Below are 15,105 nucleotides of genomic sequence, written 5' to 3' on the forward strand. Positions count from 1 at the left end.
TCACGCAGTTCCGCGCCTTAGCAGGGGAACCTCATGGAAACGTCCGCCCTTCCGTTCGCCGGCTCGCCGGCCGATGCCCGCGCCGCCGCGAAGAAACGCCGCCTGATCGCGGCCGCCGCGGTCGGCAACGCGCTCGAGTTCTACGACTTCACGGTCTACAGCTTCTTCGCGATCCTGATCGGCAAGCTGTTCTTCCCGGTGCACTCGTCGTTCGGGCAATTGATGCTCGCGGTCGCGAGCTTCGGCGTCGGCTTCGTCACACGCCCGCTCGGCGGCCTCGTGATCGGCATGTATGCCGACCGCGCCGGCCGCAAGAAGGCGATGATCCTGACGCTGTTGCTGATGGCGCTCGGCACCGCGACGATCGCGATCGCGCCGACCTTCGCGCAGATCGGCCTCGCCGCGCCGCTGCTGCTCGTGCTTGCGCGCCTGTTGCAAGGGTTTGCATCGGGTGGCGAAGTCGGCGCGTCGACGACGCTGCTGCTCGAACAGGCGCCGCAGCATCGCCGCGGCTTCTACGCGTCGTTCCAGTTCTCGAGCCAGGGGCTCGCCGCGCTCGCCGGGGCGCTCACCGGCGTCGCGCTGACGTCGACGCTCAACGCCGCGCAGCTCGAGAGCTGGGGCTGGCGTGTGCCGTTCATCATCGGCACGCTGTTCGTGCCGCTCGGCTACTGGCTGCGCCGCACCGTCGAGGAAGTGCCGGCCGCCACGCCGGCCGCCGCGCACGACGAACCGGTCGCGTCGCTGCCGCTCGCCGACGTGCTGCGCCATCACGGCAAGGCCGTGTTCGCCGGTCTCGGCGTGACGATCGGCGGCACGTCGATCCACTACATCATCGTGTTCTACATGGCGATCTACGGCGTGCAGGTGCTGCACCTGCCGACCTGGCTGTCGATGACGGCCGGCTGCGTCGCCGGCGCGATCCTGATGCTCGTGACGCCGATCGGCGGGCACCTGTCCGACGTGTTCGGCCGCAACCGGATCGTCTGGTGGACGCGCATCGTGCTGATGGCCGCGATCTATCCCGCGTTCATCGCGCTGAACCGCTGGCCGGGCGCCGCGTCGCTGCTGTCGATCATCGCCGCGCTGTCGATCGTGCACGCGATCAACATCGGCGCGACGGGTGCGATGCTCGGCGAGCTGTTCCCGCGGGCGGTGCGGGCGACCGGCGGCGCGCTCGTGTACAGCGTGGGCGTCGCGATCTTCGGCGGCTTCGCGCAGTTCTTCGTCACGTGGCTGATCGCGGCGACCGGCAATCCGAATGCGCCCGCGTGGTATGCGATCGGCTGCGGCGTGCTCACGCTGCTCGCGATTCGCTGCATGGACGAGAAGGCCGGGAAGGCGCTCGATTGAGCGGTGGCGACGCGGGACGTGCGACACGTCATTGACGCAGCGAACGCGCATCGTGCATGATCGCTCCATGCACGACGCCACGCTCACCCTTTCGACGACCACGCGCACGACCGCCTTCGGCGGGCCCGTGCGGCGAGTGCGCGCAAGGTCGTAGCGCCCTTCACCGATTCCCACAGGCCCCGCCGGTTCCGGACGGGGTCTCGTCGTTTCTCCGTCCGCACCGGCCTTTCAGGAGAAACGCGATGTCCGAAGCCCCATCCCCGAAACGTGCGCTGCTCGTCGTCGACATGCAAGTCGGGTTGTTCCATGGCCCCGATCGTCCGCATGACGGCGAACGCGTGCTGGCCAACGTCAACCGGCTGATTCGCCGCGCACATGAAGCCGGCACGCCCGTGTTCGCCGTGCGCCACACCGGCCCGGCGGGTTCGCCGATCGCGCCCGATGCGCCGCTCGCCGCATTGCTGCCGGCGCTCGCGATCGATACGGCACGCGACATCGTGTTCGACAAGACCCGGCCGAGTTGTTTCGCGGGCACGCGCCTCGCCGAATGGCTGCACGCGGCCGGGATCGGCGAGATCGTGATTGCGGGGATGAAGACGCAGTACTGCATCGACACGGCGTGCCGCGCGGCCGCCGATCTCGGCTTTCGCGCCGTGCTCGTCGCCGATGCGCATACCTGCATGGATACGCCTGCGTTGCCGGCCGAGCGGATCGTCGCGCATCACAATGCGACGCTCGGCGGGCCGTTCGCGACGTTGACGACGACCGAGGCATGCGGGTTCTGACGCTCGACGCCGGTCAGACTGCGATGCATGAAGGAACGCACTGCAATCGATTCAGCAAAGACCGGCCGCGCGCATTGCTTCGATGCACGATGACGTGTCGCGAACTGAAGCGACTTTCCGCGAGAGCATCACGTCTGCGGACAGAAATTCGCTGAGCCGCTTGTCGAAGTGGAATGAAAACTTGATCAGGTCGACAGTGTTCCGGAAGGTCTCCTTGGGCAACTTGCCGGTCACCGTCGACCAAACGAAACGCTTGATCAAGCGCATCGCTCTCACACTGAATGAAACCTCCACCCTCAAGATCAGCGAGCACTCGGCGAGCAGCGGATACATCCGCTTGTCGTACGCACCTTCGACAAACCAGCAGCCCTGCTTGAGGATTTTTTCAATGGCCTTCGCCATCGTCTCATCTGAGTTCTTCACAAACTCCGTGCCACTCGTGTCCCAATAAACGTTGTCGAATTCGTACGTGGCGATATTGAACTTGCGCGCCAATTCCCCGGCGATCGTCGTTTTCCCCGCGCCCGACGGGCCTACGATACAAATCCTCATGTATCAGTCTCTGTTCAATCATCCACTCGAATGGTCGCGCATGAAGTGTTTCAGCATGGGGACGAAGAAATCGTGCCCACCGATCAGCGCGAATTCCGCTCCAAAAAGAGGAAGCCACTGGAAGCTGAATTCAATGGGCCCACCACCGGAACCCGGATCGACCTCGAGATGCATCCATTGCGTCCTCATGGCGATAGCGTCACTCAGTGCAACATGCACGACATGCCGGTGCTGAATCTCGCTTCTTCCGAATGCCCTCATCGAGTAGAAGTACTCGCCGAGAACACGCACAACCCGGGCCTCGTCGATACCACTTTCCTCGCGAAGCTCGCGTAGCGCGGCGACTACGGGCATTTCTCCCTGGTTCATCGTGCCGGCAACCACCTGCCTCCCGGCCTCCGGAAACTTGGGTTGCGTAAAAGTGAGCAACCTGTCTCGCCACGTAAGATAGACCAGTACCTTGTTCTTGATTTGCACGATGATTTCTCTGACCGGAACCACCTCAACCCGAAATCCGGAGTCGACTCGGACGATCACGTTTCAGGAATGAGCCAGGACAAGACTATGTGTTGGTTTCCTGGAACTCTACAATGCCTCGATCGGATCTCGACAATCAGTGTTGGCTGCAAGACTGATTGACCAGCGCAACGCTGACGGCGTCGTTATCGCGATTCTCGACTCATGTCGGCTGAAAGATGTCACCGCCGCCGCGCCAAATCGGGCAATAGAGGTAACGCACTCAAGCGTTTGCGGTCCAGCAAAAAATTTGAGCGAGTGCAAATTTTCCGAACGCACTGCATGAGTACCGCAACGATCCGACAAACCCCGCAAACGCGAAAAGGCACGGGCCTTAACCACCCGCGCCTTTTACGCAAACACGCCGCCCCGCTCAGAACGTATGCATCATGCCCACATACGCGCCTGTCTGCGACTCACCCGTCATCGGACTCGTGCCCGAGGTCGCATCGCGCGGCGACGCGAGCAGCGAGAAGTTCGAATTCCCGCCGTTGCGCACGTACGCGACGGTGCCGTACAGGAACGTGCGCTTCGACAGGTTGTACGTCGTGCCGAGCACGTACATGATCGCGTGGCCCGACGGATCGTGCGACGCATCGCCGCCGCCGTCGCCGACCTTCACGTAATACCCGCCGCCCGTCACCGCCCACTGCGGCGTGGCCGTGTAGGTCGCGCCGAGCCAGTAGTGATCGGCGCGATCGGCGACGCCCGCCGGGCTGTCCGGCGCCTGGTAATGCGTATACGCGCCCTGGATCTTGAACTTCGACACCTTCACGTTCGCGCCGACGAAATACTCGCGCGACGCGGTGAAGATGTTGCTGAACTTGCCGTTGTTGTCGCGCAGCTCGTCGTAGAGGCCGCGCACGTCGAGCAGCGGCGAGTGATACGAGATCATGATCCCGTCCGAGCGGCCGAAGTCGTCGGCCGCGCCGTAGTTGAAGCCGCGCGACTGGTTGCCGAACGCATACTGCGCCTGCACGTCGAAGCCGCCGATCACCGGGCTGTGATATTCGATGTTGTTGCTGCTCTGCTGCCAGTTGCGGCCGCGCACGAGCGATGCGGACGAAAACGCCTGCTGCACGAACGGATCGAATTCCCACACGCCGTCGCTGTCGATGAACAGGTTGCGGCCGGCCTGCAGCTGGCCCCACGTGTCGCTCTTCAGGCCGACATACGCGCGGCGCGACCACATGCGTCCGCCGCCGGTCGTGCCGTTCATCACCTGGAACGCGGTTTCCAGGTTGAAGACCGTCGACATCCCGCCGCCGAGATCCTCGACGCCCTTCAGGCCGAACATGCTGGTGCCCCAGTCGCCGCCTTCCGCGCTCCAGCGCGTCGAGCTGCCGCTGGGCGTCGCGATGTGGTTCAGGTATTCGACGCCGCCGTCGATCCGGCCGTACAGCGTCACGCTCGTCTGCGCGAACGCGGCCGTCGGTGCGGCGGCCACGATCAGCGATGCGAAATGTTTGAGTCGCAAAATGATGCCCCCCCTCGAAGTCTCGACCGTCCGGCACACGCCCCATGCGCGCGCCGGCGTTGCCATTTACCCGCGATCGATCGAAAAACGCCCGGGGCCCGCCGCGCAAAGCGCGAGCAGGCCGCCCGAGATCGCGATGTTCTTGTAGAAATGAATCATGTTGTCGATCTGCTCGCCGCCCGTCATCGTCCAGTAGTGATGGCCGATGAAGCCGGTGCCGATCGTATACAGCGCAAGCAGCAGCGCGAGCGGCCGCGTCTGGAAACCGACGAGGAGCGCGATGCCGGCGAACAGCTCCATCACGACGGCGATCGCCGCCGAAATGATCGGCGCCGGCGCGCCCTCGCTTCCCATGAACGCGATCGTGCCGGAGAAGTCGACGATCTTCTTCCAGCCGAACATCACGAACAGGATCACGAGCAGGATCCGGGACAACAGCAGCAGCACATCGCGCTGGGACGCGAGAAACGGTTGATTCGGTGTCATGGTGTGATCAACGAAAGCGGTACGCGAACCGCGCGCACCGGATTGCCAACGAACCAGGGCGGGCGGCCGCCAAAGCCACCCACCCCGCTCTGCAACAACCGGCATCGGGGCCCGCCCGATGTGCTGTGCCTCCTCTTCTTGTCAGAGTTGCCCTGCCTTTACTGCATCGTACCCGGCCTCAACGCGCCTTCGCGACGTCCTGCTCGGTCACCTTCGCGGCCGGGTTGCCGAACTGGCCGGTCAGGTAGTTCGTCAGCGCGGCGATCTGCGCATCCGACAGCTCGTTGCGGAACGCGGGCATCCCGACGTCCTCGCTGCCGGCCTTGCGCTGCACGCCGTTCAGGATCACCTGCACCAGGTTCGCCGGATTCGACGCGCCCACCGTCGAGTTGTGGAACAGCGACGGGTAATAACCGTCCGGCGTGCCCTTGCCCTGCATCTGGTGGCACGTCGCGCAGTTGCCGAGATACAGCCGCGCCGGATCGATGCCCGACGACGCCAGTGCGACGCCGCGCAGCTTCAGGCCGTCTTCCGCCGGCTTGCCCCACGACGAGCGCGACTGCTTCGCGTCGCCGCTGGCGACGGCCGGCACCGTACGGATGTACGTCGCGATCGCGCCGATGTCGGCGTCGGTCATCTTCGAGAAGCTGTGCTCGACCGCCTCGGCCATCGGACCGGCCGCCTGCGCGACTCCCGGCACGCTGCCGGTACGCAGGTACTGGACGAGATGCTGCTGCGTCCAGCCGCCGATCCCCGCGTTCGGGTCGGACGTGATGTTGTAGCCGTCCCAGCCCGCCAGCACCGAGCCCGACAGGAAGCTGCCGCCGGTTTCGTCGAGCGACTTCTCCTGCATCGCGACGCCGCGCGGCGTGTGGCACGTGCTGCAGTGCGCGAGGCCCTGCACCAGGTACGCACCGCGGTTCCACTCGGCGCTCTGCGCCGGCTTCGGCTGGTATGCGCCGTCCTTCAGGAACAGCCAGTTCCAGATCTTCAGCGGCCAGCGCATGCTCAGCAGCGCGGGGATCTCGTTCTTCGGCGGCGCCTGCTTGACCGGTTCGACGCCGTGCATGAAGTACGCGTACAACGCCTGCACGTCGTCGTCGCTGATCTTCGCGTACGACACGTACGGCATCGCCGGATACAGGTTGTCGCCGTTCTTCGACACGCCGTGGCGCACCGCGCGCTCGAAGTCGTCGAACGTCCAGTTGCCGATGCCGGTATCCGGGTCGGGCGTGATGTTGCTCGTGTAGATCTTGCCGAGCTTCGGCACCGGCATCCCCAGGCCGCCGGCGAACGGCTTGCCGCCCTTCGCGGTGTGGCAGGCCATGCAGTCGCCCGCGACCGCGAGATATTCGCCGCGCTTGACCTGCGCGGGGTCGGCCGCATCGGCCGCGCGCACGAGGCCCGGCAGCGCGAGGCAGCCGGCGAGGAGGAAGGTGAGAGTAGATTTCCGCACGGTCAGACTTCCTTCTTCAGCGTGTCGGACATCCGCAGCGCCAGCGCCGCGATCGTCAGCGTCACGTTCACCGTACCGACGGTCGGCATCGTCGAGCTGCTCGAGATGAACAGGTTCGGATGGTCGAACGTGCGGCAGTCCTTGTCGACGACCGAGTCGCGCGCATCCGCGCCCATGATCGTCGCGCCCGTGATGTGATTGTTCGGCGCGAACTCGTCGTTGAACACGACGTCCGTACCGCCCAGCACCTTCGCCGCGGTCGCATAGACCTCGCGCGTATGCACGGCGCCGCGCTTCACGTAGTCGTCGATCGCATACGTGATTTCCGGGCGCGGAATGCCGACCGCGTCGGTGGCCGTCTTGCTCGGCACGATGCGGTTCTCGGGCTGCGGCAGGATTTCGTGGAAGCAGTCGAACTGCACGTAGCGCGCGGAGCGGTCGCGGATCTGCGCGTCGAGCTCGTCGGCCTTCATCAGCTTGCCGGCCTTGAAGATCTTCTGCGTTTCCTGGTTGATGCGCGACATGTTCGACAGATGGATCTTCTTCGCGGCTTCGGTCGCGCGGAACGGGCCGTCGCGGAAACCGATCAGCGACGTCATTTCCTGCGGGCCGCGGCCCGGCCACAGCTTCTCGCTCGCGTAGAACGACACGCCCGTGCCCGGGTGGTCCATCAGGTTGCGCCCGACCATGTCGGAGCTGTTCGCGACGCCGTTCGGGAAGTCGCGGTTCGCCGACATCAGCAGGATCTTCGGCGTCTCGATGCCGTTCGCGGCCACCACGAAGTACTTGCCCTCGACGCGATGGTCGGCGCCCGTCTTGTCCTTGTAGATCGCGGCGACGATGCGCTTGTCCGGGCCCGTCTCGAGCTTGTACACGACCGCGCTGTCGATCAGCTTCGCGCCGGCCTGCTCGGCCTTCTCGACGTGCACGATGCCGTTGTACATCGCGCCGATCGGGCAGATCGGCATGCAGTTGTTGTTCCCGCAACAAGTCGGCCGGCCGTCGTACGGACGGCTGTTGCGCGCGACCGGCTCGGTCACGACGTGGAACTTCGGGTCATGGCCGTTGAGCGCGCTCTTGATCGTCTGCTCGTTGAACGACAACGGCAGCGGCGGCATCGGGTACGGCTGCTTGCGCGGCGAATACAGGTCTTCCTCGGGGCCGGGGCCCCACACGCCGAGCTCTTCCTCGGCACGCTGGTACCAATGCTCGAGATCGTCGTACTGGATCGGCCAGTCGCGGCCGACACCGTACACGGTTTTCATCTTGAAGTCGTTCGGGATGAAGCGCCACGCCGACGCGGCCCAGTGCCACGTCGTGCCGCCCACCGCGCGGATGTACTGCGAGTTGAACTTGTGCTCGCCCTTCAGGACCAGGTAGTCGTTCGGCGGGCCGTATTCCGGATGCGGCGCCCACGGGCTCGACGGGTACGGCGCCATGAAGTCCGTCTTGTCGGGCTGGTTGCGGAAGCGTTCGACGATTTCCCAGCGCGGCATGCGCGGGCCTGCCTCGAGCAGGATCACCGACTTGCCGGCCATCGCGAGCTGGTGCGCGACGATCGCGCCCGCGACACCGGACCCGACGACCACGACGTCGGCCTTTTGCGTATCGGTATCGGCCATCAGCCTTGCCTCTCGATCGGTTTTTCGGCCCAGAAGCCGGGTTTATTCGGGCAATACGAAGGAATCACGAGCGTATCGGACACGACGCTGAACATTAATGCTTCTTCGTAGGTAATTACGACGTTGTCGACGATGCCGAGATACCAGGCTTCGAGAATCGACAGCGCGGACGTTTGCTGATCGGGAGTCAACGAACCGGACGCGAGTGCGCCGGCGAGTTGCGACAGACCGTCGGCGGTCTTGAACGAGCCCTTCTGCAAGGCCTGCAGGAAGCGTTCGCCGAGCACGCGGCTCAGCCCTTTCTTGCCTGTCAGTGCTTCGGAGAGCGTCATGAACGTATCGAGCGGCGCGGTGCCGGGATTATCGGCCAGGGCCCGCAACGCCAGCGAGCCGGTGAGGCCCGCCGCCGTCAGCGCCAGTGCGCCCTGCAGCCATTGACGCCGCGTGATGCCGGATGCGGCTGCGTCGCGATCGCGACGCGAGTGGGGGGTGTTGTCGTTGTGCATGTTTCCTTCTCTCGAACACCGGATTCGGGAAAACCACGCTTGATATTTCTCAAACTTTCGCGCGGCCCTGAAATGTACGCGCTCAATTCGGATTGGACAATGCTTTTATAGTCCATTTAATGTTCCGCAATCCGAGACAATCGACATTTCGCGGCATCTTTGTGTCGTCGACGCGACAATTCCGTATCGGGATGCCGGCGTGTCGCAACCCGGCGACACGCCGCTTCCCGTCATCCGCTCGCATGCCCGTCGGTTAGAATCGCGTGCAATCAAACAGAAAGCTTCCCTCCGAGGGCATCGAGCGATGAAGCAGCACGACAAGCACAACAACACACATTCAACCCATCACACCACACGGCTGCTCTGGCGCATCGGCGCCGTCGCGGCGCTCGGCGGCGCCGCCGCACTGTCGCTGCATGCGGGCGCGGCACGCACCGTGAGCGTGTCGCCGCAAGGCACGGTCACCGAAGTCCGGCAGAGCGTCGTCAAGTTCGACGAACCGATGGTCGCGTTCGGTTCGGCATCCGCGCCGAGTCCCGCGCGCATGACCTGCAACGATTCCACCGCCGCACGCGGCCAGGGTCACTGGCTCGACGACAAGACGTGGGTCTACGATTTCGAGAACGACCTGCCGCCGGGCGTGCGCTGCTCGGTCGCGCTCAACGACGCGCTGCGTTCGGTCGCCGGCAATGCGGTCAGCGGCCCGCGCCGCTTCACGTTTCAAACCGGCGGCCCGTTCCCGGTGACGGTGCGCCCCGGCTCGCGCGAGATCGAGGAGCGCCAGGTCTTCGTGCTGAAGCTGAATGGCCCGGCCGAGCCCCGCTCCGCGCTCGCGAACATCTGGTGCGAAGCGGCCGGCATCGGCAACCGCATCCCCGTCACGGCCGCCGACGACGATGCGCGCAACGCGCTGCTCGATCACTTCGGGCTGAAGAAGGACGCCGCGCGCGTGCTGACGCTGTCGTGCGCGCAGGCGCTGCCCGCGAGCGCGAAGATGCAGCTCGTCTACGGCAAGGGCGTCGCGAGCCCGAGCGGCATCGCGAACGACACCGAGCGCCGCTTCGACTTCACCGTGCGTGCGCCGTTCGCCGCGAGCTTCTCGTGCGAGCGCGAGAACGCGAAGGCGCCCTGCACGCCGCTGCGTCCGCTGACGCTGTCGTTCAATGCACCGATCTCGCGCAAGAACGCCGAGGCGATCCGGCTGAGCGGTCCTGACGGTTCGCTTTCGCCGACCTTCGCGGCCGACGACCACAGCGACGAAGTGACGACCGTCACGTTCAACCCGCCGCTGCCCGCGCAGGCGAACCTGACGATCGAACTGCCGTCCGGCCTGCGCGACGTGACCGACCGCTCGCTCTCGAACGCCGACCTGTTCCCGCTCGCGACGCGCACCGCGCCGATGCCGCCGCTCGCGAAATTCTCGTCGGGCACGTTCGGGATCGTCGAGCGCTTCGCCGAACCCGATACGCCGGCACTCGTGCCCGTCACGCTGCGCAACGTCGAGGCCGACCTGCGCATCGCGGGCCTCAATACGAGCGGCGCGCAATTCTCGAACCTGAAGGTCGACGACGACACCGCGATCCGTCAATGGATGCGCACCGTCGAGCGCTTCGACAACTGGTCGATGACGGCCGGCACGATCGACGAACGCGTCCCGGGCCTGCTGCGGCGCAAGGGCCAGCACCCCGTCTACGTGCCGCTCGAGGCCGGTGAGAAAATGCCCGCGCCGCAGAACCGCCGCATCGACGTGCGCTCGCTGTCGCTGCTCGCCGGCGAACCGGGTGCGCACGCGCTGGCGCTGCCGAAGGCCGACCCGAAGGCGCTGCGTCCGTTCGAGGTCGTCGGCGTGCCGATCGACAAGCCCGGCTTCTACGTGCTCGAACTCGCGTCGCCCGCGCTCGGCCGCTCGCTGCTCGCGAAGCCGTCGAGCATGTACGTGCGCACCACCGTGCTCGTCACGAATCTCGGCGTGCACCTGAAACAGGGCCGCGAGAACAACCTCGTGTGGGTCACGACGCTCGACAAGGGCAAGCCCGTGCCGAACGCGCAGATCCGCGTGTCGGACTGCAATGGCGACGAAATCGCGTCGGGCAAGACCGATGCGCAAGGCCTGCTGAAGATCGACGGCCCGTTCGAGCCGAAACACGAATGCAGCCAGTCGGAACGCTTCGACGACTACTTCGTGTCGGCACGCGTCGACGATCCGAAGACGGGCCGCGACATGGCGTTCGTCAGCTCGAACTGGAACCGCGGGATCGAATCGTGGCGCTTCAACGTGCCGACCGACACCGACAGCGCGCCGACCGTGCGCGCGCATACCGTGTTCGACCGCACGCTGCTGCGGGCCGGCGAAACCGTGTCGATGAAGCACTTCCTGCGCACCGAGACGCTGCAGAGCCTCGCGTTCCCGGCGCACTACCCGACACGCGTGACGATCCGCCATCTCGGCTCCGACCAGACCTACAAGCTGCCGCTCACGTGGTCGGCCGACCATAGCGCGGACACGCAGTTCACGCTGCCGCCCGCGGCGAAGCTCGGCGAATACAGCGTATCGCTCGATGGCGGCCCGGACGATGCGCCGACCGCCAGCTACTACGGCGGCAGCTTCCGCGTCGAGGCGTTCCGCCTGCCGGTGCTCAAGGGGACGATCGGCGCGCGCGACGCGCAGAAGAGCCCGCTCGTCGCGGTCAAGGAAGCGCCGCTCGCGGTGCAGATCGACTACGTGTCGGGCGGCGGCGCATCGAACCTGCCCGTGCAGGTGTCGGCGCTGATGAAGTGGGCGTCGCCGCCGTTCGCGGACCGCTTCGAGGACTTCAGCTTCACGCCCTATCGTCCGGAGCGCAGCGACGGCAACGCCGACGACGATGCGCAGGACGGCGACAGCACATCCGCCGCGAACAACGATCCCGACGCGACGAAGCTGATCGCGGACAAGCTGCCGCTCACGCTCGACCGCAACGGCGCGGGTTCCGTCACGCTCAAGGGCCTGCCCGACGTCGACGCGCCGAAGCGCATCGCGCTGGAGGCGACGTTCGCGGACCCGAACGGCGAAGTGCAGACGATCCGCGGCGACACGATCCTGTGGCCGGCCGCGGTGGTGGCCGGCATCAAGGCCGGCCGCTGGGTGTCGGTCGGCCAGCGCGTGCCGGTGCAGGCGCTCGCGGTCGACCTGCAGGGCAAGCCGCGTGCCTCGGTGTCGATCGAGATCAAGGGCGTCGCGCACATCACGACGTCCTCGCGCAAGCGCATGGTCGGCGGCTTTTATGCTTACGACAACAAGAGCGATACGCGCGACCTCGGCGTGCTGTGCTCGGGCAAGACCGACGACAAGGGCCGCATGGCCTGCGACGCGACGCTCGAACAGGCCGGCAACGTCCAGTTGATCGCGGTCGCGAAGGATGGCGACGGCCGCACGTCGAATGCGTCGACGTCCGTCTGGGTCACGCGCGAGGACCAACTCTGGTTCGGCGGCGACAACACCGACCGGATCGACGTGATCCCGGAGAAGACGTCCTACGAGCCGGGCGAAACGGCCCGCTTCCAGGTGCGCATGCCGTTCCGCTACGCGAGCGCGCTCGTCGCGGTCGAACGCGGCGGCGTGATGGAAACGCACGTCGTCGAGCTGAACGGCAAGAACCCGACCGTCGACCTGAAGGTCGGCGAATCGTGGGGGCCGAACGTCTACGTGTCGGTGCTCGCGTTGCGCGGCCGGATTCGCGAAGTGCCGTGGTACTCGTTCTTCACGTGGGGCTGGAAGGCGCCGGTCGAATGGGCCCGCGCGTTCTGGCGCGAAGGCCGCTACCATGAAGCGCCGACCGCGTTCGTCGACCTGTCGAAGCCCGCGTTCCGCTATGGCCTCGGCGAGATCAAGGTCGGCACCGGCGTGCATCGTCTCGGCGTAGCCGTGACGACCGACGCGACGCGCTACACGGTGCGCGGCAAGGCGCAGGCGCACGTGAAGGTCACGCTGCCGAACGGGCAGCCCGCGCCGGCCGGCACGCAGATCGCGGTCGCGGCCGTCGACGAGGCGCTGCTCGAGCTGATGCCCAACAACAGCTGGGACCTGCTCGACGCGATGCTGCAGCGACGTGCGTACGGCGTCGAGACGGCCACCGCGCAGATGGAAATCGTCGGCCGCCGCCACTTCGGCCGCAAGGCGGTGCCGGCCGGCGGCGGCGGCGGCAGCGCGCCGACGCGCGAGCTGTTCGACACGCTGCTGTTGTGGAATCCGCGCGTGACGCTCGACGCGAACGGCAGCGCGACCGTCGAAGTGCCGCTGAACGATGCGCTCACGCGCTTCCGGATCGTCGCGATCGCGGCGGTCGGCGCGGACCGCTTCGGCACCGGCAGCACGTCGATCCGCAGCACGCAGGACCTGCAGCTGATCTCCGGCCTGCCGCCGCTCGTGCGCGAAGGCGATGCGTTCCGCGCGCAGGTCACGCTGCGCAACACGACCGACCGCGCGATGCAGGTCGTCGTGACGCCGCGCGTGACGGGCCTCGACGTCGCGCCGCAAACCGTGTCGCTCGCGGCCAACGCGGCGGCCGAGGTCGCGTGGACGATCACCGTGCCCGAGCAGGCGCTCGACGCGGCCGGCGCGCTGAACTGGCGCATCGAGGCGGCCGAGCAAGGCGGCAAGCGCGCGTCCGACGCGCTGGCCGTCGCGCAGAAGGTCGTGCCCGCGCTGCCGGTCACCGTGCAGCAGGCCACGCTCACCCAGGTCGACGGCACGCTGACGCTGCCCGTGTCCGCCCCGGCCGGCGCCGTCAACAACGCGCAGGGCGCGCCGCGCGGCGGCATCGCCGTGTCGCTGCAGTCGAAGCTCGCCGACGGCCTGCCCGGCGTGCGGCGCTGGTTCGAGCACTACCCGTACCGCTGCCTCGAACAGCAGACGTCGCGCGCGATCGGCCTGCACGACGCCGCGCAATGGCAGGCGCTGGTGGCGCGCATGCCCGTCTACCTCGACAGCGACGGACTCGCGAACTACTTCCCGCCGTCTTCCGACGATGCGCACTACGGCAGCCCGACGCTGTCGTCGTATCTGCTCGTGGTCGCCGACGAGGCCGGCCGCCTCGACCCGCGCTTCGCGCTGCCGGAAGACCTGCGCACGCAGCTCGAGGCCGGGCTCGCGCGTTTCGTCGACGGCCGCATCGAGCGCAACGCGTGGGCTCCGCGCCAGGATCGCGACCTGCGCAAGCTCGCCGCGATCGAGGCGCTGTCGCGTTACGGTGCCGCCCAAGGCCGCATGCTCGGTTCGATCGAAATCGCGCCGAACCAGTGGCCGACGTCGGCGGTAATCGACTATCACGCGATCCTCACGCGCGTGAAGGACATCCCGCAGCGCGACGCGAAACGCGCGCAGGTCGAGCAGATCCTGCGGGCGCGCCTCACGTACCAGGGCACGCAGCTCGTGTTCTCGACCGCGCGCGACGACGACCTGTGGTGGCTGATGACGAGCAACGAGACCAACGCCGCGCGTCTCGCGCTGGAATTCGCGGGCGACCCGGCGTGGAAGGACGAGATGCCGCGCGTGGCGACCGGCCTGCTGGCGCTGCAACGCCAGGGCGCATGGCAGACGACGACGTCGAACGCACTCGGCCAGCTCGCGATCGAGCGCTTCTCGCGCACCTACGAGAGCACGCCGGTGGCCGGCACGACGAAGGTCGCGCTCGGCGGCAACGAGCGCGCGATTTCGTGGTCGCAGGCACCCTCGACCGCGCCCGCCGACAGCCCCGCCTCGGCCACTCCCGCGACCCGCGCCGCCGCCGCGCGCAGCGTGCTGATGCCGTGGCCGCGTGCGGCCCAGGCACCGGCCACGCTGTCCGTCACGCAGGACGGCACGGGCCGCCCGTGGGCGACCGTCGAAAGCCTCGCGGCCGTGCCGCTGCGCGCGCCGTTCGCGGCCGGCTACCGGATCACGAAGACCGTCACGCCCGTGTCGCCCGCCGTCAAGGGCGTGCTGACGCGCGGCGACGTCGTGCGCGTGCATCTCGACATCGACGCGCAGAGCGACATGACGTGGGTCGTCGTCAACGATCCGATCCCGTCCGGTGCGACGATCCTCGGCTCGGGCCTCGGCCGCGATTCGGAAGCCGCGACGCAGGGCGAGAAATCCCCGGACGGCGCATGGCCGGCGTTCATCGAACGCGATTTCGACGGCTACCGCGCGTATTACGACTATCTGCCGAAGGGCAAGCTCTCGGTCGAGTACACGGTGCGGCTGAACAACGTCGGCACCTTCGGGCTGCCGCCGACGCGCGTCGAGGCGTTGTACGCACCGTCCGTGTACGGCCTGTGGCCGAACCCGCCGATGACCGTGAAGCCGGCCGACGCGGGCAAGTAACGGGTACGC

The 15,105-nt window shown here is 66.8% G+C and carries 10 protein-coding genes; 3 read left to right on the forward strand and 7 right to left on the reverse strand.

The window, feature by feature from the left end; genetic code table 11:
- Nucleotides 1-33 precede the first annotated feature (33 nt).
- Both DIE16_RS08955 and DIE16_RS08960 read left to right on the forward strand, forming a co-directional pair.
- A complete protein-coding gene (locus DIE16_RS08955; protein WP_044843292.1) occupies nt 34-1,353 on the forward strand; it encodes an MFS transporter in 1,320 nt (439 codons plus the stop codon).
- A 242-nt stretch (nt 1,354-1,595) separates the two neighbouring features.
- Complete coding sequence (locus DIE16_RS08960; protein ID WP_124667931.1) at nt 1,596-2,138, forward strand: cysteine hydrolase family protein; 543 nt, start codon at nt 1,596-1,598, stop codon at nt 2,136-2,138.
- A gap of 51 nt (nt 2,139-2,189) precedes the next feature.
- On the opposite strand, the gene DIE16_RS08965 is transcribed toward DIE16_RS08960, so the two are convergent.
- The 7 genes from DIE16_RS08965 to DIE16_RS08995 form a co-directional block, all read right to left on the reverse strand.
- A complete protein-coding gene (locus DIE16_RS08965; RefSeq protein WP_124484604.1) occupies nt 2,190-2,690 on the reverse strand; it encodes an AAA family ATPase in 501 nt (166 codons plus the stop codon).
- A gap of 18 nt (nt 2,691-2,708) precedes the next feature.
- Nucleotides 2,709-3,167, reverse strand: a complete 459-nt coding sequence (locus tag DIE16_RS08970; RefSeq protein WP_185640851.1) for an NUDIX domain-containing protein — start codon at nt 3,165-3,167, stop codon at nt 2,709-2,711.
- Nucleotides 3,168-3,579: 412 nt separating this feature from the next.
- The gene (locus DIE16_RS08975) at nt 3,580-4,683 is read right to left on the reverse strand and encodes a porin (protein ID WP_124892131.1); all 1,104 of its coding nucleotides are present in this window, start codon (nt 4,681-4,683) and stop codon (nt 3,580-3,582) included.
- 66 nt (nt 4,684-4,749) lie between these two features.
- The gene (locus DIE16_RS08980; protein WP_124484601.1) at nt 4,750-5,169 is read right to left on the reverse strand and encodes a DoxX family protein; all 420 of its coding nucleotides are present in this window, start codon (nt 5,167-5,169) and stop codon (nt 4,750-4,752) included.
- 178 nt (nt 5,170-5,347) lie between these two features.
- The gene (locus DIE16_RS08985; protein ID WP_124892132.1) at nt 5,348-6,625 is read right to left on the reverse strand and encodes a cytochrome c; all 1,278 of its coding nucleotides are present in this window, start codon (nt 6,623-6,625) and stop codon (nt 5,348-5,350) included.
- Between the two features lie 2 nt (nt 6,626-6,627).
- Nucleotides 6,628-8,247 carry a GMC family oxidoreductase gene (locus DIE16_RS08990; protein ID WP_124484599.1) on the reverse strand — a complete coding sequence of 540 codons (1,620 nt, stop codon included), beginning with the start codon at nt 8,245-8,247 and terminating at the stop codon, nt 6,628-6,630.
- On the reverse strand, nt 8,247-8,753 hold the full coding sequence (locus DIE16_RS08995; RefSeq protein ID WP_044843286.1) for a sugar dehydrogenase complex small subunit: 507 nt from the start codon (nt 8,751-8,753) through the stop codon (nt 8,247-8,249). Before DIE16_RS08995 ends, DIE16_RS08990 begins: the two co-directional genes overlap by 1 nt.
- A gap of 304 nt (nt 8,754-9,057) precedes the next feature.
- Here DIE16_RS08995 and DIE16_RS09005 point away from each other — a divergent pair, with 304 nt between their 5' ends.
- A complete protein-coding gene (locus DIE16_RS09005; protein WP_124892133.1) occupies nt 9,058-15,096 on the forward strand; it encodes an alpha-2-macroglobulin in 6,039 nt (2,012 codons plus the stop codon).
- Nucleotides 15,097-15,105: the final 9 nt, after the last annotated feature.

It is taken from the genome of Burkholderia sp. Bp9090 (assembly GCF_003857985.1).
GTDB lineage: Bacteria > Pseudomonadota > Gammaproteobacteria > Burkholderiales > Burkholderiaceae > Burkholderia.